We start from the raw sequence: 23,781 nt of genomic DNA on the forward strand, positions 1-23,781 counted from the left end.
GGCGGGGGGTGCTGCAACAATGGGCCCGTGACCCGCGCTTCCCTGAACAAGCAGCCGCACGAAGTCGCCTCGATGTTCGACCACGTCGCGGAACGGTACGACCTGACGAACGCCGTGCTCTCGCTCGGCCAGGACCGGGCGTGGCGCAAGGCGGTCGCGCAGGCCGTCGACGCCCGCCCGGCGCAGAAGGTCCTCGACCTGGCGGCCGGCACGGCGACCTCGTCCCTGCCCTTCGCCCGCACCGGCGCGTACGTCGTCCCCTGCGACTTCTCCCAGGGCATGCTCCAGGTCGGCAAGGAGCGGCACTCCTGGCTGCCGTTCACCGCGGGCGACGCGACCCGGCTGCCGTTCAGGGACGACGTCTTCGACGCCGTCACCATCTCCTTCGGGCTGCGCAACGTCCAGGACACGGACGCCGCGCTCCGCGAGATGTACCGGGTGACGCGGCCCGGCGGCCGGGTCGTCATCTGCGAGTTCTCGCACCCGACCTGGGCGCCGTTCCGCACCGTCTACACCGAGTACCTGATGCGCGCCCTGCCGCCGGTCGCCCGCGCGGTGTCGTCCAACCCCGACGCGTACGTCTACCTCGCCGAGTCCATCCGCGCCTGGCCCGACCAGGCGGCGCTCGCCCGGCGGCTGGGCGGGGCCGGCTGGTCCAGGGTGGCGTGGCGCAACCTGACGGGCGGCGTGGTGACACTGCACCGGGGGTTCAAGGCGGACTGAGGGCGCGCGGCCCGCTCGTGGGCCCGCTACGGGTGCAGGGAGAGGCGGTAGCAGTGGCCCCGCCGCTCGGAGGACGGGATCGTGAAGACCTCGCCGAGCCGCATGCCCAGGCGCTCGGTGACCGCGATGGACCGGGCGTTGCGCGCGTCGACCATCGCGACCACCTCCGGCACCCCGGCCGTCCGCAGCCGCTGCACGGTCTCCCGGGCCGCCGCCGTGACGTAGCCCTTCCCCCAGTGCCCGCGCCCGAGCCGCCAGCCGATCTCGATCTCCCCCTTGGGCCCCCAGTCCCCGGGCCACGGCTGGGCGCCGGTGAACCCTATGACCTGCCCCGAGGCGTCCACCATGGTCCACAGGCAGAAGCCGTGCTCGGCGTCGTGCCGGCGCTGGCGGGCGGTCAGCTCCTCGTAGACGGACAGCTCCGCGGAGCGCCCGCCGTGGAACTCCATGACGTCCGGGTCGTCGAAGATCCGGTGCCAGGCGACGGCGTCCTCGTCGGTGGGGACGCGCAACCGTACGGCGGGGAGAGGTCGCTTCACTGGGCAGCCCTTCAGCCGGGTGATCGGTGACGCTGAATAGACTGCCCATGACCAGTGCCGGTCGGCACGCAGATTCCGAACTTGGGGAGATCCCGCCGTGACCGTCGAGACTGAGCCGCTCTCCGAGAACACCGCCGACGTCATCGTCGTGGGCGCGGGGCCGGCCGGCTCCACCACCGCGTACCACCTGGCCAGGTCGGGACTCGACGTCCTGCTGCTGGAGAAGACCGCGTTCCCCAGGGAGAAGGTCTGCGGCGACGGCCTCACCCCGCGCGCGGTCAAGCAGCTCGTCGCCATGGGCATCGACATCTCCGAGGAGGCCGGCTGGCTGCGCAACAAGGGCCTGCGCATCATCGGCGGCGGCTCGCGCCTCCAGCTGGACTGGCCGGATTTGGCCTCCTTCCCCGACTACGGGCTCGTGCGCAAGCGCGACGACTTCGACGAGCAGCTCGCCCGGCAGGCCCAGAAGGCCGGCGCCCGGCTGCACGAGCGCTGCAACGTCGGCGCCCCGATCGTCGACGACCGCACCGGCCGCATCACCGGTGTGCACGCCAAGCTGGGCGAGGACAAGCGCGAGGTCACCTTCCACGCGCCGCTGGTCGTGGCCGCCGACGGCAACTCCACGCGGCTGTCCCTGGCGATGGGCCTGCACCGCCGCGAGGACCGCCCCATGGGCGTCGCGGTGCGCACGTACTTCACCTCGCCCCGCCACGACGACGACTACCTGGAGTCCTGGCTGGAACTGTGGGACCGGCGCGGCCCCCAGGACCGCCTGCTGCCCGGCTACGGCTGGATCTTCGGCATGGGCGACGGCACCTCGAACGTCGGCCTCGGCGTCCTCAACACCTCCGCCGCCTTCAAGGAACTGGACTGGCGCGAGATCCTCAAGGCCTGGTGCGCGTCCATGCCCGAGGACTGGGGCTACACCCCGGACAACATGACCGGCCCGATCCGCGGCGCCGCCCTGCCCATGGCTTTCAACCGCCAGCCCCACTACACCAAGGGCCTGCTCCTCGTCGGCGACGCCGGCGGCCTGGTGAACCCCTTCAACGGCGAGGGCATCGCCTACGCCATGGAGTCCGGCCAGATCGCCGCCGACGTCGTCGTCCAGGCCCACGCGCGGGCCACGCCGGCCCAGCGCGAAGTCGCCCTGCAGCGCTACCCGCGCGTCCTCAAGGACACCTACGGCGGCTACTACTCGCTGGGCCGGGCCTTCGTGAAGCTCATCGGCAACCCGAAGGTCATGCAGATCGCGACCCAGCGCGGCCTCACCCACCCGGTCCTGATGAAGTTCACCCTGAAGATGCTCGCCAACCTGACGGACCCGACGGGCGGCGACGCGATGGACCGCATCATCAACGGACTGAGCAAGGTCGCGCCGAAGGCCTGACCGCCGGCCCGCCCGGGCACGGACGGGGTCCGGGCACGGGTCCGGACTTGGATCCGGGCACGGGTCCGGGCGGGCTTCGTGGCCGGTCAGGCGGTGAAGGCCGCCGCGTTGGCGGAGCGGCGCGCGAAGACCGCCTCGCGCCGGTCCGCCGACTGCCGCAGCGCCGCCTTCCGCTCCCGGCCGGAGAGCCGGTCCAGGTAGACCTGCCCGTTCACGTGGTCGGTCTCGTGGGCGAGGCAGCGCGCGAAGTAGCCGGTGCCCTCGACGAGGAGCGGCGCACCGTCCTTGTCCAGGCCCCGCACGACGGCCCGGTCCGGCCGCGGTACGGACATGACGGCACCCGGCACCGACAGGCACCCCTCGCCCTCGTCGAGCAGCCGCCGCGCGGCCGGGTCGAGGGGCTCCAGGACCGGGTTGACGACGTGCCCGACATGTCGGACACCGTCGTCGTCCGGGCAGTCGTAGACGAACAGGCGCAGGTCGACGCCGACCTGATTGGCCGCCAGTCCGGCCCCCTCCGCGACGTACATCGTGCGGAACATGTCGTCGATGAGCGCGGCGAGGTCGGGCCCGAACTCCGTGACGTCCCGGCACGGCCGGTGCAGCACTCCCTCGCCGACCTCGGTGACGCGACGCACGGTGCCGCGCCCGGCCTCGGGCGCGAACGGGGGATAGGAGGCGGTGGGCCGCCCCTGGACGAACACACTCGGCATGACGCTCTCTCCTTCGGCTCGTGGACGGACCGGAGGAACCGGTCCGCGCCCGAGCATGCCAGGAGACGCCTTAGGGCCGGGAGATCCCGCGGGGCCGCAGCCCCCGAGCGGCTGCGGCCCCGCGTGCGGACATGTCCGCGTGGAACGTGAGGTGGTGCGGTGCGGGTTACAGCACGCGCACCGCGCCGCTCGGCGGATCGTACGAGAGCGGCTTCTGGACGACACCGGTGGAGGAGTTCTGCGCGCCGACGAACATGCCGCCGCCGACGTAGACACCGACGTGGTAGGCGCTGCCCGCGCCGCCCCAGTACAGGATGTCGCCCGGCTGGAGGTTGTCCAGCCCGACCTGGGTGCCGGCCGTCGACTGGGCCTGGGAGACGCGCGGGAGGCTGATGCCGACCTGCTTGAAGGCGGCCTGTACGAGACCCGAGCAGTCGTAGGCGGACGGGCCGGTGGCGCCGGAGACGTACGCCTTGCCGACCTGGGCCTGCACGAAGGAAACCACGGCGGCGGCCGAACCGGTGGCCGTGGACGTGCTGGTGCTCGTGCTGGTGCTGCTGCCGGCACCGGTGGAGGAGGAACCGGTGTCCGCGGAGGCGCTCAGGGTGGCGCGCTCGGCGGTGCGCGAGGCGCGCTCGGCGGCCTCCTTGCGCGCGGCCTCCTCGGCCTTCTTCTTGGCTTCCGCGGCCTTCTTCTTGGCCTCGGCGAGGTCCGCCTTGGCCTGCTTGGCGGCCTTCGCGGCCGCCGCGTCACGCTCGGCCTGCAGCTGGTAGCTCGCGGCCGCCTGCTGCGTGACGTCCGCGGACTGGGCGACCTGAGCGGCCAGGTCGGCCGTCAGGGTGGGCAGTTCGAGGGTCTGCGTCACCGGTTCGGCCGCGTGGGCCGCCCCCGACGCACCGGCCACTGCCAGGGTGCTGAGGACGCCACCGGCAACTCCGGTCCGCATCGCGATCGTCGACGCGCTGCGGCGGGGCTTCCGGTGGCTGCGTATGTGAGCGGTGTGGGACATAGGGACAACCGGTATCAGTAGCTCCTCCATACCTTCAAGAAACGTGTGCTGCGCCACAGTTGTTCAACCGACCCGTCGAATCCCGGGCGTGTCGCTCTTTATTGACGCCGTAACGGACATTGCGGACGGGCCGTAACCGGCCTGTGATCACGGCCTTTGATCGTTACGCCCGAATTGCCCCGCGCTTACCACTTGTTGGGACACTTGGCCAAGCCCGGTTCTCAGACACCTCTCATGAATGTGGCGCAGGTCACGGAACGGTTACTCCGTCGCACGCGTCCGCCGTGTGCGAGGCGGCTCGTCATCGCCCACCCCGTCACCCACGCGTCGCCCGCCCGTCGCTCGTGAACGCGCGCACGTGTCCACATCGCCCCTCGGGCCTCCCTCCGATGTGTGAACGCGCCCTCTATCAAGGGCGGGCGTCCAGCGCCAATTTGCATGCAAGGGAAGCATCTTGATATGGAGACGCCCTTCGTTGAGCCTCTCTGGCCAGGGACGACGAGCGAAATTGTCACCTCTGGTGATCAGGTGAACGCTTCCTGTGTGAAGATCACTGCTCATCCGACTTCATGATCGTTCGTCAGGTGGTGGAGATCACAAAGCTTGTGCGATACCCCGTGTCGCAGATCACAGAGCGTCGGGCATAGGATGCGAGGCAGTTGGGCTTGTGACCTGCTTCACATGTTCGCGATCTTCGTCGGGACGGGCGGGGCTCGTGGGGCTGTTGGGGCGGCTGTGAGTCCAGTGCAACCGCCAGCAGTCAGTGCCGACTGAGAGGAGCGAGGAGCGGTGAACGCGTATGCGCCCATCCTCGTACTGGGAGCCCTCGGGGCAGGCTTTGCGATCTTCTCCGTGGTGATGGCCACGCTGATCGGTCCGAAGCGGTACAACCGGGCGAAGCTCGAGGCCTACGAGTGCGGCATCGAGCCGACCCCCACGCCGGCCGGCGGCGGGCGCTTCCCCATCAAGTACTACCTGACGGCGATGCTCTTCATCATCTTCGATATCGAGATCGTCTTCCTCTACCCCTGGGCCGTCACCTTCGACGCCCTGGGGATTTTCGGGCTCGTGGAGATGCTGCTCTTCGTGCTCACCGTCTTCGTCGCGTACGCGTACGTATGGCGGCGCGGCGGCCTGGAATGGGACTGAGGGGCCTTTGACATGGGACTCGAAGAAAAACTGCCGAGCGGCTTCCTGCTGACCACCGTCGAGCAGGCCGCGGGCTGGGTGCGCAAGTCGTCCGTCTTCCCGGCCACGTTCGGCCTCGCCTGCTGCGCCATCGAGATGATGACCACCGGCGCCGGCCGCTACGACATGGCGCGCTTCGGCATGGAGGTCTTCCGCGGCTCGCCACGGCAGGCGGACCTGATGATCGTCGCGGGCCGGGTCAGCCAGAAGATGGCGCCGGTGCTGCGGCAGGTCTACGACCAGATGCCGAACCCGAAGTGGGTCATCTCCATGGGGGTCTGCGCCTCCTCGGGCGGCATGTTCAACAACTACGCCATCGTCCAGGGCGTCGACCACGTCGTCCCGGTCGACATCTACCTCCCCGGCTGTCCGCCTCGGCCCGAGATGCTGCTGGACGCCATCCTCAAGCTCCACCAGAAGATCCAGAGCTCCAAGCTCGGGGTGAACGCCGAGGAAGCGGCCCGCGAGGCGGAGGAGGCGGCGCTCAAGGCCCTGCCCACCATCGAGATGAAGGGGCTGCTGCGGTGAGTGACGCCCAGAACACCCCGGGTGACGCGAATGAGGTCAACCCCGAGAAGGACCTCTCCGCGGAGAACCTCCCCGGCCAGCGGGGCCAGGGCGGCGAGGAGATCCGCGTCCAGCGCGGCATGTTCGGCGCCAACAACGGCGGCGACACGTCCGGCTACGGCGGCCTGGTCCGCTCCGTCCGGCTCCCCGGGCCGGCGAGCAGGCCCTACGGCGGCTGGTTCGACGAGGTCGCCGACGAGTTGGAGGGCGCGCTGGAGGAGCAGGGACTGCTGCCCGAGAACGCCATCGGGAAGACGGTCGTCGACCGCGGCGAGCTGACCTTCCACATCGAGCGCGAGCACCTGGTCCGCGTCGCCCGCACCCTGCGCGACGACCCGGCGCTGCGCTTCGAACTGTGCACCGGCGTCAGCGGCGTCCACTACCCGCACGACAAGGGCCGCGAGCTGCACGCCGTCTACCACCTGCGCTCGATCACCCACAACCGGATGATCCGCCTCGAAGTCAGCGCGCCCGACGCCGACCCGCACATCCCGTCGCTGTTCTCGGTCTATCCGACGAACGACTGGCACGAGCGCGAGACGTACGACTTCTTCGGCATCGTCTTCGACGGTCACCCGGCCCTGACGCGGATCATGATGCCGGACGACTGGCAGGGCTTCCCGCAGCGCAAGGACTACCCCCTCGGCGGCATCCCCGTCGAGTACAAGGGCGCCCAGATCCCGGCTCCGGACCAGCGGAGGTCGTACTCGTGAGCACTTCGCACGCATCCCCTCGCGAGACCACCGAGGGCACCGTCTACACGGTCACCGGCGGCGACTGGGACGAGGTCGTCCAGTCCGCCGCCCGCGCCGACGACGAGCGCATCGTCGTCAACATGGGCCCGCAGCACCCGTCCACGCACGGCGTGCTCCGCCTCATCCTGGAGATCGACGGCGAGACGGTCACCGAGGCCCGCTGCGGCATCGGCTACCTGCACACCGGCATCGAGAAGAACCTCGAGTACCGGAACTGGACGCAGGGCACCACGTTCGTGACGCGCATGGACTACCTGACGCCGTTCTTCAACGAGACGGCGTACTGCCTGGGCGTGGAGAAGCTCCTCGGCATCGAGGACCAGATCCCCGACCGGGCCACGGTCGTCCGGGTCCTGCTGATGGAGCTGAACCGGCTCTCCTCGCACCTGGTGGCCATCGCCACCGGCGGCATGGAGCTGGGCGCCACCACGGTCATGATCTACGGCTTCCGCGACCGTGAACTGGTCCTCGACGTCTTCGAGCTGATCACCGGCCTGCGGATGAACCACGCGTTCGTCCGCCCGGGCGGGCTCGCCCAGGACCTGCCGCCCGGCGCGGTGGACCAGATGCGCGAGCTGGTGAAGAAGATGAAGAAGAACCTCCCGGAGTACGACAAGCTCTTCACCGGGAACCCCATCTTCAAGGCCCGCCTCCAGGACGTCGGCTACCTCGACCTGGCCGGCTGCATGGCCCTCGGCGCCACCGGCCCGATCCTCAGGTCCACCGGCCTCCCGCACGACCTGCGCAAGACCCAGCCGTACTGCGGATACGAGACCTACGACTTCGACGTCCCGACCGCCGACACCTGCGACTCCTACGGCCGCTTCCTGATCCGGCTGGAGGAGATGCGCCAGTCGCTGCGCATCATCGAGCAGTGCCTGGACCGGCTGGAGCCCGGCCCGGTCATGGTCGCCGACAAGAAGATCGCCTGGCCCGCCCAGCTCGCCCTGGGACCCGACGGCCTGGGCAACTCCCTCGACCACATCAAGAAGATCATGGGCACCTCCATGGAGGCCCTGATCCACCACTTCAAGCTGGTCACCGAGGGCTTCCGGGTACCGCCGGGACAGGCGTACACGGCGGTCGAGTCGCCCAAGGGCGAGCTCGGGGTGCACGTCGTCTCCGACGGCGGCACCCGCCCCTTCCGGGTCCACTTCCGCGACCCGTCCTTCACCAACCTGCAGGCCATGGCGGCGATGTGCGAGGGCGGCCAGGTCGCCGACGTCATCGTGGCCGTGGCGTCCATCGACCCCGTGATGGGAGGCGTCGACCGGTGACCACCTCTTCTTCGGAGCGGGGCGTCAGCCTGGGCATGCCGGAACTGCCCGCTCCCGCCTACCCGGACGACGTCCGGGCCCGGCTGGAGACCGACGCGCGCGAGATCGTCGCCCGCTACCCGGACTCCCGGTCCGCCCTCCTGCCGCTGCTGCACCTCGTGCAGTCGGAGGAGGGACACGTCACGCGCACGGGAATGCAGTTCTGCGCGGACGTGCTGGGCCTCACCACCGCCGAGGTCACCGCGGTCGCCACCTTCTACACCATGTACCGGCGCGGGCCGAGCGGCGACTACCAGGTCGGCGTGTGCACCAACACGCTGTGCGCCGTCATGGGCGGCGACGCCATCTTCGAGTCCCTCCAGGAGCACCTGGGCGTCGGCAACGGCGGGACGACCGAGGACGGCAAGGTCACCCTGGAGCACATCGAGTGCAACGCGGCCTGCGACTTCGCGCCGGTCGTGATGGTCAACTGGGAGTTCTTCGACAACCAGACCCCGGCGAGCGCCAAGGCCCTCGTCGACGACCTGCGCGCGGGACGGCCGGTGACGCCCACGCGCGGTGCACCGCTGTGCACCTTCAAGGAGACCGCCCGGATCCTGGCGGGCTTCCCCGACGAGCGGGACGGCGCCGTCGCGGCCGGCGGCAGCGCGGGTCCCGCCTCCCTGGCCGGGCTCAAGCTCGCCAAGGGCGAGGTGTCCGCCGCGCGTGTGGTGCACCCGCGGGACGGCGGGCCGCACGACGTCGGAGGGGACGTGCACGACCCGTCCCCCACGGAGCACCTCAGCTCGCACGACGCGCCGCAGGACACATCGGCATCCGACCCGGCCCACCCGGCAGGGCCCACCGCCGAGGAGGGGGAGTGATGACCGTGGCAGCCGAGATCAGGGGCAGCAGCCCGGAGAAGCTGCTCGCACCCGTGCTGTCGGCCTTCTGGGACGAGGACGAGTCGTGGACTCTCGACGTCTACCGGAGGCACGAGGGGTACGAAGGGCTCCGCAAGGCGCTGGCCATGGCGCCGGACGACCTGATCGCGTACGTCAAGGAGTCCGGTCTGCGCGGACGCGGCGGTGCCGGGTTCCCGACGGGGATGAAGTGGCAGTTCATTCCCCAGGGGGACGGCAAGCCTCACTATCTGGTTGTCAACGCCGACGAGTCGGAGCCGGGGACCTGCAAGGACATCCCGCTCCTCTTCGCGAACCCGCACAGCCTCATCGAGGGCATCGTCATCGCGTGTTACGCCATCAGGTCTTCGCATGCCTTCATCTACCTGCGTGGTGAAGTCGTCCCAGTGCTGCGACGGTTGCACGAGGCCGTGCGCGAGGCCTACGCGGCCGGCTTCCTCGGCGAGAACATCCTGGGCAGCGGACTCGACCTGACCCTCACCGTGCACGCGGGCGCGGGCGCGTACATCTGCGGTGAGGAGACCGCACTGCTCGACTCGCTCGAAGGCCGCCGGGGTCAACCGCGGCTCCGTCCCCCCTTCCCTGCCGTCGCGGGCCTCTACGCGTGCCCGACTGTGGTGAACAACGTCGAATCCATCGCTTCGGTTCCCGCGATCCTGAACAAGGGCAAGGACTGGTTCAGGTCGATGGGCAGCGAGAAGTCCCCGGGCTTCACGCTCTACTCGCTCAGCGGCCACGTCGCCGGACCCGGCCAGTACGAGGCCCCGCTCGGCATCACGCTGCGCCAGCTCCTCGACATGAGCGGCGGCATGCGCCCCGGCCACCGCCTCAAGTTCTGGACGCCCGGCGGCTCGTCGACGCCGATGTTCACCGACGAGCACCTCGACGTCCCCCTCGACTACGAAGGGGTGGGCGCCGCCGGTTCCATGCTCGGCACCAAGGCGCTCCAGTGCTTCGACGAGACGACCTGCGTCGTGCGGGCCGTCACCCGCTGGACCGAGTTCTACGCCCACGAGTCCTGCGGCAAGTGCACACCCTGCCGCGAAGGCACGTACTGGCTCGTGCAGTTGCTGCGCGACATCGAGGCCGGCAAGGGACAGATGTCCGACCTCGACAAGCTGAACGACATCGCCGACAACATCAACGGCAAGTCCTTCTGCGCCCTCGGCGACGGTGCCGCCTCGCCGATCTTCTCCTCGCTCAAGTACTTCCGCGAGGAGTACGAGGAGCACATCACGGGCCGCGGCTGCCCCTTCGACCCGGCCAAGTCGACGGCCTGGGCCGACCGCACGGAGGTGAAGGCATGACCGTGACCACCAATACTCCCTCGGGAGGGGGAGCGGCGGCGGTCCCGCCGGAGGATCTGGTCACCCTGACGATCGACGGCGCCGAGATCAGCGTGCCCAAGGGCACCCTGGTCATCCGGGCCGCCGAGCAGCTCGGCATCGAGATCCCCCGGTTCTGCGACCACCCCCTCCTCGACCCGGCCGGCGCGTGCCGCCAGTGCATCGTCGAGGTCGAGGGCCAGCGCAAGCCCATGGCGTCCTGCACCATCACCTGCACCGACGGGATGGTGGTGAAGACCCAGCTCACCTCGCCCGTCGCCGAGAAGGCCCAGCACGGTGTGATGGAGCTGCTGCTCATCAACCACCCGCTGGACTGCCCGGTCTGCGACAAGGGCGGCGAGTGCCCGCTGCAGAACCAGGCCATGTCGCACGGGCAGGCCGACTCCCGCTTCGACGGCAGGAAGCGGACCTACGAGAAGCCCGTGCCGGTCTCCACGCAGGTCCTGCTCGACCGCGAGCGCTGCGTGCTGTGCGCCCGCTGCACCCGGTTCTCCAACCAGATCGCGGGCGACCCGATGATCGAGCTGATCGAGCGGGGCGCGCTCCAGCAGGTCGGCACCGGAGAGGGCGACCCCTTCGAGTCGTACTTCTCCGGCAACACCATCCAGATCTGCCCGGTCGGCGCGCTCACCTCGGCCGCCTACCGCTTCCGCTCCCGCCCCTTCGACCTGATCTCCTCGCCGTCGGTGTGCGAGCACTGCTCCGGCGGCTGCGCGACCCGCACCGACCACCGGCGCGGCAAGGTCATGCGGCGCCTGGCGGCGGACGACCCCGAGGTCAACGAGGAGTGGATCTGCGACAAGGGGCGCTTCGGGTTCCGCTACGCCCAGCAGCGCGACCGGCTCACCACGCCGCTGGTGCGCAACGCCGAGGGCGAACTGGAGCCGGCCTCCTGGCCGGAGGCGCTGCAGATCGCCGCGCAGGGACTGCTCGCCTCCAGGGGCCGCACCGGCGTCCTGACCGGCGGGCGGCTCACCGTCGAGGACGCCTACGCCTACAGCAAGTTCGCGCGCGTGGCGCTCGACACCAACGACATCGACTTCCGCGCGCGCGTGCACAGCGCCGAGGAGGCCGACTTCCTGGCCGCCCGGATCGCCGGGCGCGGCCGTGACCTCGACGGCACCGGCGTCACCTACACGTCGCTGGAGAAGGCGCCCGCCGTCCTGCTGGTCGGCTTCGAGGCCGAGGAGGAGGCGCCCGGCGTCTTCCTCAGGCTGCGCAAGGCCTGGCGCAAGCACGGGCAGAAGGTCTTCTCGCTGGCCACGCACGCCACGCGGGGCCTGGAGAAGGCCGGCGGCACCCTGCTCCCCGCCGCCCCCGGCACCGAGACCGAGTGGCTGGACGCCCTCGCCAGCGGCGTCGGCCTGGAGGACGGCGGCACGCAGGCGGCCGAGGCCCTGCGTGCCGAGGGCGCGGTGATCGTCGTGGGCGAGCGGCTGGCGTCCGTGGCCGGCGGCCTCACCTCCGCCGTACGGACCGCCGCCGCCACCGGTGCCCGGCTGGTGTGGATCCCGCGCCGGGCCGGGGAGCGGGGCGCGATCGAGGCGGGCGCGCTGCCGTCGCTGCTGCCCGGCGGGCGTCCGGCGACCGATCCGCGCGCGCGTGAGGAGGTCGCCGCCCTGTGGGGCCTGGCCGACCTCCCGCACCGCTACGGCCGCGACACCGGCGAGATCGTCGAGGCCGCCGCCCGGGGCGAACTCCAGGCGCTGCTCGTGGCGGGCGTCGAGGTCGCCGACCTGCCCGACCCCACGCGCGCGCGTGCGGCGCTCGACGAGGCCGGGTTCGTGGTGTCGCTGGAGCTGCGGCCCAGCGAGGTCACCGAACGCGCCGACGTGGTCCTGCCCGTCGCCGCGGTCGCCGAGAAGCCCGGCACCTTCCTCAACTGGGAGGGCAGGGCACGCTTCTTCGAGGCCGCGCTCAAGCCCGACCAGATGACCCGTCCTACGGTGCCCGCCGACGCCCGCGTCCTGCAGATGCTGGCCGACGCCATGGACGTACACCTCGGTCTGCCGGATCTGCGCACCGCGCGCGCGGAGATCGACCGGCTCGGTGCCTGGGACGGGCCGCGGGCCGGGGAGCCGCTGCAGACCGCGAGCGCGCTGCCCCGGCCGGCCGCCGGAGAGGCCGTACTGGCCGGGCACCGGCTGCTGCTCGACCACGGGCTGCTCCAGCAGGGCGACGAGGCGCTGGCCGGCACCCGGCACGCCGCACGCGCGCGCGTGTCGGCCGCCACGGCCGCCGAGGCGGGCGTCAAGGACGGCGACGTGCTCGCCGTGACCGGTCCCGCCGGAGCCGTCTCCTTCCCGCTGCAGGTCACCGAGATGCCCGACCGGGTGGTCTGGCTGCCGCTGAACTCGGCCGGCACCGGCGTCGCCTCCGACGCCGGGGTGCTGCCCGGAACCCTCGTCCGCATCGGTCCGGCGACGCCCGAGGGCGCCGCCCCCAAGGAGGTGGAGGCATGAGCCCGTACCTCGCCGCTGAAGACCTGTCGATGTTCGGCACCGACCCCTGGTGGCTGGTGGTCGTCAAGGCGGTGTTCTGCTTCGCCTTCCTGATGGTGACCGTGCTGTTCTCCATCGTGTGGGAGCGCAAGGTCGTCGCCTGGATGCAGTTGCGCATCGGCCCGAACCGGCACGGTCCCTGGGGCATGCTCCAGTCGCTCGCCGACGGCATCAAACTGATGCTCAAGGAAGACGTCGTCGTCAAGCGGGCCGACAAGGCGGTGTACGTCCTCGCGCCGGTCGTGGCGGCCATCCCCGCCTTCATGGCGATCGCGGTGATCCCCTTCGGACCGGCCGGCAACGAGGTCTCGATCTTCGGCCACCGCACGGCCATGCAGCTGACCGACCTGCCGATCGCCATGCTGTTCATCCTGGCGGTCGCCTCGGTCGGCATCTACGGCATCGTGCTCGCCGGCTGGAGTTCCGGATCGACGTACCCGCTGCTCGGCGGACTGCGCTCCTGCGCGCAGATGATCTCCTACGAGATCGCGATGGGCGCCGCGTTCGCCTCGGTGTTCCTCTACTCCGGCTCCATGTCCACCTCGGAGATCGTCGCCCAGCAGACCGACCGCTGGTACATCGTGCTGCTGCCGGTGTCCTTCATCCTCTACATCGTCACGATGGTCGGCGAGACCAACCGCGCCCCCTTCGACATGCCCGAGTCCGAGGGCGACCTGGTGGGCGGCTTCAACACCGAGTACTCGTCGATCAAGTTCGCGATGTTCATGCTCGCCGAGTACGTGAACATGGTGACGGTCTCGGCGGTCGCCACCACGCTGTTCCTCGGCGGCTGGCGGGCCCCCTGGCCGATCAGCACCTTCTGGGAGGGCGCCAACCACGGCTGGTGGCCGCTGCTCTGGTTCGTGGTCAAGGTCCAGCTGCTGCTCTTCTTCTTCATCTGGCTGCGCGGCACCCTTCCCCGGGTCCGCTACGACCAGTTGATGAAGCTCGGCTGGAAGGTGCTCATCCCGGTCTCCCTGGTCTGGCTGATGCTGGTGGCGACCGTGCGGGCGCTCAGGAACGAGAACTACGGCTTCGGCGACATCGCCCTCTACATCGGCGGCGGCGTCCTGGTCCTGCTGCTGTTGTCCGTCCTCGCCGACCTGTACCGCGACAAGGGCGCGAAGGCCGCCGAACGGCCGGAGGAGACCGACGGCGCGTTCGACCCGATGGCCGGCGGATTCCCCGTGCCGCCGATGCCCGGACAGCAGGTGCCGCCGGTGCCCCGGCGCCGTCCCCGCCGTGAGCGGGAGCTGATTGTCAGTGGTGGGTCCGATACTCACAGTGACGGACCCGTGGGCGGATCTACGGATGGAAAGGAGGCGTCCGATGGCTGAGGAACACAAGGAGCACAGGGAAGACACGGAACAGGTGGATCCCAAGGGGACCGAACCCGGTTTCATGAACCCGGTGGCCGGCTTCGGCGTGACCTTCAAGGCCATGTTCAAGAAGCGGCTGACCGAGCAGTACCCGGAGCAGAAGAAGACCACCGCTCCGCGGTTCCACGGACGGCACCAGCTCAACCGCCATCCGGACGGCCTGGAGAAGTGCGTCGGCTGCGAGCTGTGCGCCTGGGCCTGTCCCGCCGACGCCATCTACGTCGAGGGCGCGGACAACACCGACGAGGAGCGCTACTCGCCGGGCGAGCGGTACGGCCGCGTCTACCAGATCAACTACGCCCGCTGCATCCTGTGCGGTCTGTGCATCGAGGCGTGCCCCACGCGCGCGCTGACGATGACCAACGAGTTCGAGCTGGCCGACTCCAGTCGCGCCAACCTCATCTTCACCAAGGACCAGTTGCTCGCCGGTCTCGAGGAGGGCATGGTCGACTCGCCCCACGCCATCTACCCGGGCATGGACGAGCAGGACTACTACCGGGGCCTGGTGACCGAGGCGGCGCCCGGCACGGTCCAGCAGGTCGCCCACTCCAAGGGGGAGGTCGTCCAGGAGGGCGACTCGACCTTCGGCGGGACCGAGCCGGCCTCGGAGGAGGTGATCCGTCGATGAGCGCGCAGCTCGCCGCCTACGCGACCTCCACCGGAGAGGCCGTCCAGTTCTGGATCCTCGGCACGGTGGCGGTGATCGGCGCCCTGTGCACCGTCTTCATGAAGAAGGCCGTGCACAGCGCGCTGTGCCTCGCCGGGACCATGATCGTCCTGGCGGTCTTCTACCTCGCCAACGGCGCCTACTTCCTCGGCATCGTGCAGATCGTCGTCTACACCGGCGCCATCATGATGCTGTTCCTGTTCGTGGTGATGCTCGTCGGCGTCACCGCGGCGGACTCGCTGAAGGAGACCATCAGGGGACAGCGCTGGCTGGCCCTGCTCTGCGGGCTCGGCTTCGGCATCCTGCTGCTGGCGGGCATCGGCAACGCCTCCCTCACGCAGTTCACCGGCCTCGGCCAGGCCAACGCCAACGGCAACGTGGAGGGCATCGCGTCCCTCATCTTCACCCGGTACGTCTTCGCCTTCGAGATCACCGGCGCGCTGCTGATCACGGCGGCCGTCGGCGCCATGGTGCTCACCCACCGCGAGCGCACCGAGCGCGCCCGGACCCAGCGCGAGCTGTCCGAGCAGCGCGTCCGCGACGGCGAGTACCTGCCGCCGCTGCCGGCGCCCGGCGTGTACGCCCGGCACAACGCGGTCGACATCGCGGGTCTGCTGCCCGACGGCACCCCGTCCGAGCTGACCGTCAGCAAGACGCTGCGCGAGCGGGGCCAGATCCGCGACGTCTCGATGGAGGCGCTGAACGACCTGAAGGCGCTGGAGCAGCGGGCCGAGGAGCGGCTGGAGCGCAAGGCCGTCGGCCCCGCGGGCTCCGGGCCGGGCGAGCGGCGGCCCGAGCAGCGGTCCGACTCGAAGAGGTCCGAGGAGGCGTCGAAGTGAATCCCGTCAACTACCTCTACCTCGCGGCCCTGTTGTTCACGATCGGCGCCACCGGCGTGCTGGTCCGGCGCAACGCGATCGTGGTCTTCATGTGCGTCGAGCTGATGCTCAACGCCTGCAACCTCGCGTTCGTCGCCTTCTCCCGGATGCACGGCAACCTGGACGGCCAGATCATCGCCTTCTTCACGATGGTCGTCGCCGCCGCGGAGGTCGTGGTGGGGCTCGCGATCATCGTGTCCCTGTTCCGTTCCCGCCACTCGGCCTCGGTCGACGACGCCAGCCTGATGAAGCTGTAAGGGGCTGAAACGTGGAGAACCTGATTGCGCTGCTGGTGGCGGCGCCCCTGCTCGGAGCTGTCGTCCTGCTGTGCGGGGGACGCCGGCTGGACGCGGTCGGCCACTGGATCGGCACCCTGCTGGCCGCCGTGTCCTTCGTGATCGGCGTCGTCCTCTTCGCCGACCTGCTCGGCAGTACCGCCGACGACCGCACCCTGACGCAGCACCTGTTCAGCTGGATCCCGGTGGAGGGATTCCAGGCCGACGTCGCCTTCCGGCTCGACCAGTTGTCGATGACGTTCGTCCTGCTGATCACCGGCGTCGGCTCGCTCATCCACCTGTACTCGGTCGCGTACATGGAGCACGACGAGCGGCGCCGCCGCTTCTTCGGCTACCTGAACCTGTTCCTCGCGGCGATGCTGATCCTCGTCCTCGCCGACAACTACCTGCTGCTGTACGTCGGCTGGGAGGGCGTCGGTCTCGCCTCCTACCTGCTGATCGGCTTCTGGCAGCACAAGCCCAGCGCCGCCACCGCCGCGAAGAAGGCCTTCCTGGTCAACCGCGTGGGCGACATGGGGCTGTCCATCGGCATCATGCTGATGTTCCTGTGGTTCGGCACCTTCGCCTTCGGGCCGGTGCTCGGGAGCGAGGGGCAGGCCGGACTCGCGGCCGGGGCGGACGAGGGCAAGCTCACCGCGATCGCCCTGATGCTGCTGCTCGCCGCGTGCGGCAAGTCCGCCCAGGTGCCGCTGCAGTCCTGGCTCGGCGACGCGATGGAGGGCCCGACCCCGGTCTCCGCCCTCATCCACGCCGCGACCATGGTGACGGCGGGCGTCTACCTGATCGTCCGCTCCGCCGCGGTCTTCAACGGCGCGCCCGACGCGCAGCTGGTGGTCACCATCGTCGGCGCGGTCACGCTGCTCTTCGGTGCGATCGTCGGTTGCGCCAAGGACGACATCAAGAAGGCGCTGGCCGGCTCGACCATGTCGCAGATCGGCTACATGGTGCTGGCCGCGGGCCTCGGCCCCATCGGCTACGTCTTCGCGATCATGCACCTGGTGACGCACGGCTTCTTCAAGGCCGGGCTGTTCCTCGGCGCGGGCTCCGTCATGCACGGCATGAACGACGAGGTCGACATGCGCCGTTACGGCGGACTGCGCAGGTACATGCCGGTCACCTTCGTCACCTTCGGCCTCGGCTACCTCGCCATCATCGGCTTCCCGGGCCTGTCCGGCTTCTTCTCCAAGGACAAGATCATCGAGGCGGCGTTCGCCAAGGGCGGCACCGAGGGCTGGATCCTCGGCGCCTGCGCCCTGCTGGGCGCGGCCATCACCGCGTACTACATGACGCGCGTGATGCTGATGACGTTCTTCGGCGAGGAGCGCTGGCGCAACGCGCCGACACCGTCGCCCGCGCAGCCCGACGTGGAGCCCGCCGCCGAGACCCGCGGCGCGTACGAGCCGCCGCACCCGCACGAGTCGCCGGGGCTCATGACGGTCCCGATGATCGTGCTGGCCGTCGGATCGGTCGCGGGCGGTGCCTTCTTCAGCATCGGCGACCGCTTCCTGCACTGGCTGGAGCCCGTCACCGGGCACAGCCACGGAGACTCGCCGATCAGCGCCGGAGCGGTCACCGGGGCGACGGTGGCCTGCATGGTCGTCGGCGTCGCCCTCGCCTGGGCGCAGTACGGGCGCCGCCCGGTTCCGGCCGTCGCCCCGCGCGGGTCGCTGCTCACCCGGGCCGCCCGGCGCGACCTGCTCCAGGACGACTTCAACCACGTCGTCCTGGTCCGCGGCGGCGAGCACCTCACGCGCTCCCTGGTCTACGTCGACCACACCCTGGTCGACGGAGTCGTCAACGGCACGGCGGCCTCGTTCGGCGGCCTGTCCGGGCGGATGCGCAAGCTGCAGAACGGCTTCGCGCGCTCGTACGCGGTCTCGATGTTCGGCGGTGCGGCGGTCCTGGTCGCCGCGACCCTGCTGATGAGGGCGGTCTGATACCGATGTCCTTTCCCCTGCTGACAGTCACGGCGGCCCTCCCGGCCGTCGGGGCGATCGCCACGGCAGCCGTGCCGGCCGCGCGACGCACCGTGGCCAAGTGGCTGGCGCTGCTGGTCTCGCTGGCCACGCTCGCGCTGGCGGTCACGGTGCTGGTCCGCTTCGACCCCGGCGGCGACCGCTACCAGCTCACCGAGTCCCACTCCTGGATCGCGGACTTCGGCGTCCGCTACGAACTGGGCGTGGACGGCATCGCGGTGGCGTTGATCGCGCTGACCGCCCTGCTGATCCCGTTCATCATCCTGGCGGGCTGGCACGACGCCGACCCGCTGGAGACCGGCAACAGCCGGTGGCGGCCGACGCAGGGCTTCTTCGCCCTGATCCTGGCCGTCGAGGCGATGGTGATCATCTCGTTCGAGGCCACCGACGTCTTCCTCTTCTACATCTTCTTCGAAGCCATGCTGATCCCGCTGTACTTCCTGATCGGCGGTTTCGGGGACCGGGCCCACGAGCACGGCGAGAAGACGGCGGCGACGCAGCGGTCGTACGCGGCGGTGAAGTTCCTCCTCTACAACCTGGCCGGCGGTCTGATCATGCTGGCCGCGGTGATCGGCCTCTACGTGGTCGCCGGGAACTTCTCGCTCACGGAGATCGCCGAGGCGCGGGCCAACGGTTCGCTGGACATGGCGACCAGCACCGAGCGCTGGCTCTTCCTCGGCTTCTTCTTCGCCTTCGCGGTGAAGGCGCCGCTGTTCCCGCTGCACACCTGGCTGCCCAACGCCATGGGGGAGTCGACCGCGCCGGTCGCCGTGCTCATCACGGCGGTCGTCGACAAGGTCGGCACCTTCGCGATGCTCCGCTTCTGCCTCCAGCTCTTCCCGGAGGCCAGCAAGTGGGCGACGCCGGTCATCCTGGTCCTGGCGGTGATCAGCATCATCTACGGCGCGCTGCTCGCGGTCGGCCAGCGCGACATCAAGCGGCTGATCGCCTACGCGTCGATCTCGCACTTCGGCTTCATCGTCATGGGCATCTTCGCGATGACCAGCCAGGGCCAGTCCGGCGCCACCCTGTACATGGTCAACCACGGCATCTCGACCGCGGTGCTCATGCTGATCGCCGGGTTCCTGATCTCGCGGCGCGGTTCGCGGCTCATCGCCGACTTCGGCGGCGTACAGAAGGTGGCCCCGGTCCTGGCCGGCACCTTCCTGATCGGCGGCCTGGCGACCCTGTCGCTGCCGGGCCTCGCGCCCTTCGTCAGCGAGTTCCTCGTCCTGGTCGGCACGTTCACCCGTTATCCGGTGATCGGCATCATCGCCACCCTCGGCATCGTCCTCGCCGCGCTCTACACCCTCGTCCTCTACCAGCGGACGATGACGGGCCCGGTGAAGGCCGAGGTGACCGGGATGCCGGACCTGCGGGTGCGCGAGCTGGTGGTCGTGGCGCCGCTGGTGGCGTTGCTGATCTTCCTCGGCGTCTTCCCGAAGCCCGTGACGGACATCGTCAACCCGGCGGTGAAGCAGACCATGTCCGACGTACACAAGACGGACCCCCAGCCTGAGGTGGAGGCGGCCAAGTGAGCGCAACAGCCGTCCACAGCCTGTGGACAACGGCGGCGACGGCGGCCGACCCGATCGCCAGGATCGACGCGCCGAAGATCGAGTACGGGCAGCTGTCGCCCGTCCTCATCGTCATCGGCGCGGCGATCATCGGGATCCTGGTCGAGGCCTTCGTGCCGCGCAGGTCCCGTTACCACGCCCAGATGTTCGTGTCCGCCGTCGCCCTGATCGCGGCGTTCGCCGCGGTCGTCGCGCTCGCGGCGCGCGGGTACGGGACGACCAAGGCCGGCATCACGGCGATGGGCGCCGTCGCCGTCGACGGCCCGGCCCTGTTCCTTCAGGGCACCATCCTGCTGACCAGCCTGGTCGGCCTGTTCACCTTCGCCGAGCGGCGCCTCGACCCGGAGCAGCACGGCACCCGCGTCGACTCCTTCGCCGCGCAGGCCGCGGCCGTGCCGGGCAGCGAGAGCGAGCAGAAGGCGGTCAAGGCGGGCTTCACCACCACGGAGGTGTTCCCGCTCCTGCTCTTCGCCGTCGTCGGCATGCTGGTCTTCCCGGCGGCCAACGACCTGCTGACGCTCTTCGTGGCCCTGGAGGTCTTCTCCCTCCCGCTGTACCTGCTGTGCGCGCTGGCCCGCCGCAAGCGGCTCATGTCGCAGGAGGCGGCGGTCAAGTACTTCCTGCTCGGCGCCTTCGCCTCCGCGTTCACCCTGTTCGGCATCGCCCTGCTCTACGGCTACGCGGGCTCGATGTCGTACGGCACGATCGCCCAGGTCGTCGACGGCACCGTGCAGAACGTCACCCCGGCGCTCGCGAACACCACGGGCAACGACGCGCTGCTGCTCGTCGGCTCCGCACTGGTCGTCATGGGCCTGCTCTTCAAGGTGGGCGCGGTGCCGTTCCACATGTGGACGCCGGACGTGTACCAGGGGGCGCCGACGCCGGTGACCGGCTTCATGGCGGCGGCGACCAAGGTGGCCGCCTTCGGCGCCCTGCTCCGCATCCTCTACGTCGTCCTGCCCGGCCTGCGCTGGGACTGGCGGCCGGTGATGTGGGGCGTGGCGATCGTCACGATGCTGGCCGGTGCGATCGTCGCCATCACGCAGACCGACATCAAGCGGCTGCTGGCGTACTCGTCGATCGCGCACGCGGGCTTCATCCTCGCCGGTGTCATCGCGACCACGCCGTCGGGCATCTCGTCCGTCCTCTTCTACCTGGCCGCGTACTCCTTCGTCACGATCGGCGCCTTCGCGGTCGTCACGCTGGTGCGCGACGCGGGCGGCGAGGCGACGCACCTGTCGAAGTGGGCCGGTCTGGGCCGCAGGTCACCGCTGGTGGCGGCGGTCTTCGCGGTCTTCCTGCTGGCCTTCGCCGGCATCCCGCTGACCTCCGGCTTCGCGGGCAAGTTCGCCGTGTTCAAGGCGGCGGCGGAGGGCGGCGCGGCCCCGCTGGTCGTGATCGGTGTGATCTCGTCGGCGATCGCGGCGTTCTTCTACATCCGGGTGATCGTGCTGATGTTCTTCAGCGAGCCCCGCCCCGAGGGCCCGACGGTCGCGGTGCCGTCCCCGCTGACGATGACGGCGATCGCCGTGGGCGTGGCGGTCACGGTGGTGCTCGGTGTGGCGCCGCAGTACTTCCTGGACCTGGCGGGTCAGGCGGGGGTGTTCGTGCGCTGACGCGGCGCTGCGCCTGCGCGTCCTCGCGGCTGTGGTCCGGCACCTCTTCGACGAGTGCCGGACCACAGCCGTTCGCGGGGAGGGGGACTACTCGCCGCCGCGGCGCGGTGTGACGTCGGTCGGTGGAGACGTCGGTCAGTGGAGAAGAGTCTGCGGACTCATGAGGACGGGGCTCCCGTCGAGGGTGGACGCCTTCGGCGCGACGCTCGTCAGTGCTCCCGTGGGACGGAGTCCCGCGGGTGCCATCAGACTGTCCGCCGGAAACGGGCAGGTCACCCGCGAACGTGTGAACGATCGTCGTGTCCTTGACGGGGGCCGGGCCGGGCAGCCTGTGGATAACTCCGGCGCCGTCGGCGCGGCCCCCTATCGTTGAGGCAGTGGTCGGGGCAGGACGGACCAGACGGACCAGACGGGCGAGGCAGCAGTACGGGGGCAAGGCGATGGGCGGGACGGGCGTGATCGGCGACATGGCAGAGACGACGCAGGTGAGGGACGGGGACAGCGAGGCGCTCGCCACCCTGCACCGGGTCTTCGGGTACGACGCCTTCCGCGGCGAGCAGGAGGCGATCGTCGAGCACGTGATCGCCGGTGGTGACGCCGTCGTGCTCATGCCGACCGGCGGCGGAAAGTCGCTGTGCTACCAGATCCCGTCCCTGGTCAGGCCCGGCACGGGCATCGTGGTGTCCCCGCTGATCGCGCTGATGCAGGACCAGGTGGACGCGCTGCGGGCCCTCGGTGTGCGCGCCGGGTTCATGAACTCCACGCAGGACTTCGACGAGCGGCGCGTGGTGGAGGCCGAGTACCTCGCGGGCGAGCTGGACCTGCTGTACCTGGCGCCCGAGAGACTGCGCCTGGACAGCACCCTCGACCTGCTCTCCCGCGGCAAGATCTCCCTCTTCGCCATCGACGAGGCGCACTGCGTCTCCCAGTGGGGCCACGACTTCCGGCCCGACTACCTCGCCCTGTCGCTGCTCGGCGAGCGCTGGCCGGACGTGCCGCGCCTGGCGCTCACGGCGACGGCCACCGACGCCACCCACCGCGAGATCACCGAGCGGCTGAACATGCCGGCGGCGCGGCACTTCGTGGCCAGCTTCGACCGCCCCAACATCCAGTACCGGATCGTGCCGAAGTCCGACCCCAAGAAGCAGCTTCTGAGCTTCCTGCGCGAGGAGCACCCTGGGGACGCGGGCATCGTGTACTGCCTCTCGCGCAACTCGGTCGAGAAGACCGCCGAGTTCCTCTCGCGCAACGGCGTCGAGGCGGTGCCCTACCACGCCGGCCTGGACGCGGGCACCCGTGCGGCGCACCAGTCGAGGTTCCTGCGCGAGGAGGGCCTGGTGGTCGTCGCGACCATCGCCTTCGGCATGGGCATCGACAAGCCGGACGTGCGGTTCGTCGCCCACCTGGACCTGCCCAAGTCGGTCGAGGGCTACTACCAGGAGACCGGACGCGCGGGGCGCGACGGCCTGCCCTCCACGGCCTGGATGGCGTACGGACTCAACGACGTCGTGCAGCAGCGCAAGCTGATCCAGCTCGGCGAGGGCGACGAGGCGTTCCGCCGCCGCGCCCAGTCCCACCTGGACGCCATGCTCGCCCTGTGCGAGACCGCCCGGTGCCGCCGCGGCCAGCTCCTGGCCTACTTCGGTCAGGACCCGGACGGGGCGGGGTGCGGCAACTGCGACACCTGCCTGACCCCGCCCGAGACCTGGGACGGCACGGTGGCCGCGCAGAAGGTGCTCTCGACGGTGGTGCGGCTGAAGCGGGAGCGCGGGCAGAAGTTCGGCGCCGGGCAGATCATCGACATCCTGCTGGGCAAGCGCACCGCCAAGGTGATCCAGTTCGACCACGACCAGCTCTCCGTGTTCGGCATCGGCGAGGAGCTGACCGAGGGCGAGTGGCGGGGAGCGGTCCGGCAGCTGCTGGCGCAGGGGCTGCTCGCGGTCGAGGGGGAGTACGGCACGCTGGTCCTGACCGAGACCAGCGGCGAGGTCCTGCGCCGGGAGCGCGAGGTGCCGCTGCGCAAGGAGCCCAAGAAGGCCGCCGCGGCCAGGCCGGCGGGCGGCGGCCGGGGCGAGCGCAAGGCGAAGGCGGCGGCGGCCGAGCTGCCGGCGGAGCTGGTCCCCGCCTTCGAGGCGCTGCGGGCCTGGCGTGCGGAACAGGCGCGCGAGCAGGGCGTCCCCGCGTACGTCATCTTCCACGACGCCACCCTCCGGGAGATCGTCACCGTGTGGCCCACCTCGGTCGGTCAGCTCGGCGGCATCAGCGGGGTCGGCGAGAAGAAGCTGGCGACGTACGGCGAGGGTGTGGTCGAGGTGCTGGCGGGACTGGAGGGACCGGCTGCCGCGGCGCCGTCCGCACCGGACCCGGCGACCGGCCCGGGCACCGGCACCGCCTCCCGCTCCGACGCGGACGACTGGCCGGAGCACGAGCCGGAGCCCGAGCCCGAGGACTGGATATAGGGGCGCCGGGGGCCTCTTCGCCC

Annotated in this window: 20 protein-coding genes; 17 read left to right on the forward strand and 3 right to left on the reverse strand. The window is 70.4% G+C overall.

The features are described 5' to 3' along the window. The first annotated feature begins 27 nt into the window (after nt 1–27). Nucleotides 28–723: a demethylmenaquinone methyltransferase gene (locus Sdi02f_RS07540; RefSeq protein ID WP_030401725.1), complete on the forward strand. Its 696-nt coding sequence runs from the start codon at nt 28–30 to the stop codon at nt 721–723. A gap of 26 nt (nt 724–749) precedes the next feature. Here Sdi02f_RS07540 and Sdi02f_RS07545 read toward each other — a convergent pair whose 3' ends face one another. Next, nucleotides 750–1,262: a GNAT family N-acetyltransferase gene (locus tag Sdi02f_RS07545; RefSeq protein ID WP_030401726.1), complete on the reverse strand. Its 513-nt coding sequence runs from the start codon at nt 1,260–1,262 to the stop codon at nt 750–752. Between the two features lie 97 nt (nt 1,263–1,359). On the opposite strand from Sdi02f_RS07545, the gene Sdi02f_RS07550 reads away from it, so the two are divergent. Next, nucleotides 1,360–2,652 (forward strand): geranylgeranyl reductase family protein, encoded by a 1,293-nt coding sequence (locus Sdi02f_RS07550; protein WP_030401727.1) that lies wholly within the window; start codon nt 1,360–1,362, stop codon nt 2,650–2,652. 86 nt (nt 2,653–2,738) lie between these two features. Here the strand turns inward: Sdi02f_RS07550 and def are convergent, their stop codons facing one another. Together def and Sdi02f_RS07560 are read right to left on the reverse strand one after the other, a co-directional pair. Continuing rightward, a complete protein-coding gene (gene def, locus Sdi02f_RS07555; RefSeq protein WP_030401728.1) occupies nt 2,739–3,365 on the reverse strand; it encodes a peptide deformylase in 627 nt (208 codons plus the stop codon). A gap of 166 nt (nt 3,366–3,531) precedes the next feature. Next, nucleotides 3,532–4,374, reverse strand: coding sequence for a C40 family peptidase (locus Sdi02f_RS07560; protein WP_108932988.1), 843 nt, complete (start codon nt 4,372–4,374; stop codon nt 3,532–3,534). 789 nt (nt 4,375–5,163) lie between these two features. On the opposite strand from Sdi02f_RS07560, the gene Sdi02f_RS07565 reads away from it, so the two are divergent. The 15 genes from Sdi02f_RS07565 to recQ all read left to right on the forward strand — a co-directional run bounded on the left by Sdi02f_RS07565 (nt 5,164) and on the right by recQ (nt 23,758). After that, nucleotides 5,164–5,523, forward strand: coding sequence for an NADH-quinone oxidoreductase subunit A (locus Sdi02f_RS07565; RefSeq protein ID WP_003974383.1), 360 nt, complete (start codon nt 5,164–5,166; stop codon nt 5,521–5,523). Nucleotides 5,524–5,535: 12 nt separating this feature from the next. Next, nucleotides 5,536–6,090, forward strand: a complete 555-nt coding sequence (locus Sdi02f_RS07570; protein ID WP_007387566.1) for a NuoB/complex I 20 kDa subunit family protein — start codon at nt 5,536–5,538, stop codon at nt 6,088–6,090. Further along, complete coding sequence (locus tag Sdi02f_RS07575) at nt 6,087–6,842, forward strand: NADH-quinone oxidoreductase subunit C (RefSeq protein WP_030401730.1); 756 nt, start codon at nt 6,087–6,089, stop codon at nt 6,840–6,842. Before Sdi02f_RS07570 ends, Sdi02f_RS07575 begins: the two co-directional genes overlap by 4 nt. Next, nucleotides 6,839–8,161: an NADH-quinone oxidoreductase subunit D gene (locus Sdi02f_RS07580; protein WP_030401731.1), complete on the forward strand. Its 1,323-nt coding sequence runs from the start codon at nt 6,839–6,841 to the stop codon at nt 8,159–8,161. Before Sdi02f_RS07575 ends, Sdi02f_RS07580 begins: the two co-directional genes overlap by 4 nt. Further along, nucleotides 8,158–9,024 (forward strand): NADH-quinone oxidoreductase subunit NuoE, encoded by an 867-nt coding sequence (gene nuoE, locus Sdi02f_RS07585; RefSeq protein ID WP_108932989.1) that lies wholly within the window; start codon nt 8,158–8,160, stop codon nt 9,022–9,024. Before Sdi02f_RS07580 ends, nuoE begins: the two co-directional genes overlap by 4 nt. Next, on the forward strand, nt 9,021–10,370 hold the full coding sequence (gene nuoF, locus Sdi02f_RS07590) for an NADH-quinone oxidoreductase subunit NuoF (protein ID WP_171987339.1): 1,350 nt from the start codon (nt 9,021–9,023) through the stop codon (nt 10,368–10,370). Before nuoE ends, nuoF begins: the two co-directional genes overlap by 4 nt. After that, complete coding sequence (locus Sdi02f_RS07595) at nt 10,367–12,871, forward strand: NADH-quinone oxidoreductase subunit G (RefSeq protein ID WP_108932990.1); 2,505 nt, start codon at nt 10,367–10,369, stop codon at nt 12,869–12,871. The genes nuoF and Sdi02f_RS07595 overlap by 4 nt, the downstream gene beginning before the upstream one ends. Next, on the forward strand, nt 12,868–14,247 hold the full coding sequence (gene nuoH, locus Sdi02f_RS07600) for an NADH-quinone oxidoreductase subunit NuoH (RefSeq protein ID WP_030401734.1): 1,380 nt from the start codon (nt 12,868–12,870) through the stop codon (nt 14,245–14,247). The genes Sdi02f_RS07595 and nuoH overlap by 4 nt, the downstream gene beginning before the upstream one ends. Beyond that, nucleotides 14,240–14,917, forward strand: a complete 678-nt coding sequence (gene nuoI, locus Sdi02f_RS07605; RefSeq protein WP_051783423.1) for an NADH-quinone oxidoreductase subunit NuoI — start codon at nt 14,240–14,242, stop codon at nt 14,915–14,917. Before nuoH ends, nuoI begins: the two co-directional genes overlap by 8 nt. Continuing rightward, nucleotides 14,914–15,795, forward strand: coding sequence for an NADH-quinone oxidoreductase subunit J (locus tag Sdi02f_RS07610; protein ID WP_030401736.1), 882 nt, complete (start codon nt 14,914–14,916; stop codon nt 15,793–15,795). The genes nuoI and Sdi02f_RS07610 overlap by 4 nt, the downstream gene beginning before the upstream one ends. Further along, nucleotides 15,792–16,091, forward strand: a complete 300-nt coding sequence (gene nuoK / locus Sdi02f_RS07615) for an NADH-quinone oxidoreductase subunit NuoK (protein ID WP_030401737.1) — start codon at nt 15,792–15,794, stop codon at nt 16,089–16,091. Before Sdi02f_RS07610 ends, nuoK begins: the two co-directional genes overlap by 4 nt. Before the next feature lie 11 nt (nt 16,092–16,102). Continuing rightward, on the forward strand, nt 16,103–18,067 hold the full coding sequence (nuoL, locus tag Sdi02f_RS07620) for an NADH-quinone oxidoreductase subunit L (RefSeq protein WP_031083356.1): 1,965 nt from the start codon (nt 16,103–16,105) through the stop codon (nt 18,065–18,067). 5 nt (nt 18,068–18,072) lie between these two features. Continuing rightward, on the forward strand, nt 18,073–19,644 hold the full coding sequence (locus tag Sdi02f_RS07625; protein ID WP_108932991.1) for an NADH-quinone oxidoreductase subunit M: 1,572 nt from the start codon (nt 18,073–18,075) through the stop codon (nt 19,642–19,644). Continuing rightward, nucleotides 19,641–21,299, forward strand: coding sequence for an NADH-quinone oxidoreductase subunit NuoN (nuoN, locus tag Sdi02f_RS07630; RefSeq protein ID WP_030401740.1), 1,659 nt, complete (start codon nt 19,641–19,643; stop codon nt 21,297–21,299). Before Sdi02f_RS07625 ends, nuoN begins: the two co-directional genes overlap by 4 nt. 440 nt (nt 21,300–21,739) lie before the next feature. Next, entirely contained in the window at nt 21,740–23,758 is a 2,019-nt protein-coding gene (recQ, locus tag Sdi02f_RS07635; protein WP_108932992.1) for a DNA helicase RecQ, read from the forward strand. Nucleotides 23,759–23,781 lie beyond the last annotated feature (23 nt).

The organism is Streptomyces ardesiacus (assembly GCF_003112575.1).
Lineage (GTDB): Bacteria > Actinomycetota > Actinomycetes > Streptomycetales > Streptomycetaceae > Streptomyces > Streptomyces ardesiacus.

What these genes read in the sequence shown, in the direction of transcription:
- def (WP_030401728.1), bottom strand. Translation starts at nt 3,365, where the DNA reads ATGCCGAGTGTGTTCGTCCAGGGGCGGCCCACCGCCTCCTATCCCCCG.
- Sdi02f_RS07560 (WP_108932988.1), bottom strand. Translation starts at nt 4,374, where the DNA reads ATGTCCCACACCGCTCACATACGCAGCCACCGGAAGCCCCGCCGCAGC.
- Sdi02f_RS07570 (WP_007387566.1), top strand. Translation starts at nt 5,536, where the DNA reads ATGGGACTCGAAGAAAAACTGCCGAGCGGCTTCCTGCTGACCACCGTC.
- Sdi02f_RS07595 (WP_108932990.1), top strand. Translation starts at nt 10,367, where the DNA reads ATGACCGTGACCACCAATACTCCCTCGGGAGGGGGAGCGGCGGCGGTC.
- nuoH (WP_030401734.1), top strand. Translation starts at nt 12,868, where the DNA reads ATGAGCCCGTACCTCGCCGCTGAAGACCTGTCGATGTTCGGCACCGAC.
- nuoI (WP_051783423.1), top strand. Translation starts at nt 14,240, where the DNA reads ATGGCTGAGGAACACAAGGAGCACAGGGAAGACACGGAACAGGTGGAT.
- Sdi02f_RS07610 (WP_030401736.1), top strand. Translation starts at nt 14,914, where the DNA reads ATGAGCGCGCAGCTCGCCGCCTACGCGACCTCCACCGGAGAGGCCGTC.
- Sdi02f_RS07625 (WP_108932991.1), top strand. Translation starts at nt 18,073, where the DNA reads ATGTCCTTTCCCCTGCTGACAGTCACGGCGGCCCTCCCGGCCGTCGGG.
- recQ (WP_108932992.1), top strand. Translation starts at nt 21,740, where the DNA reads ATGGGCGGGACGGGCGTGATCGGCGACATGGCAGAGACGACGCAGGTG.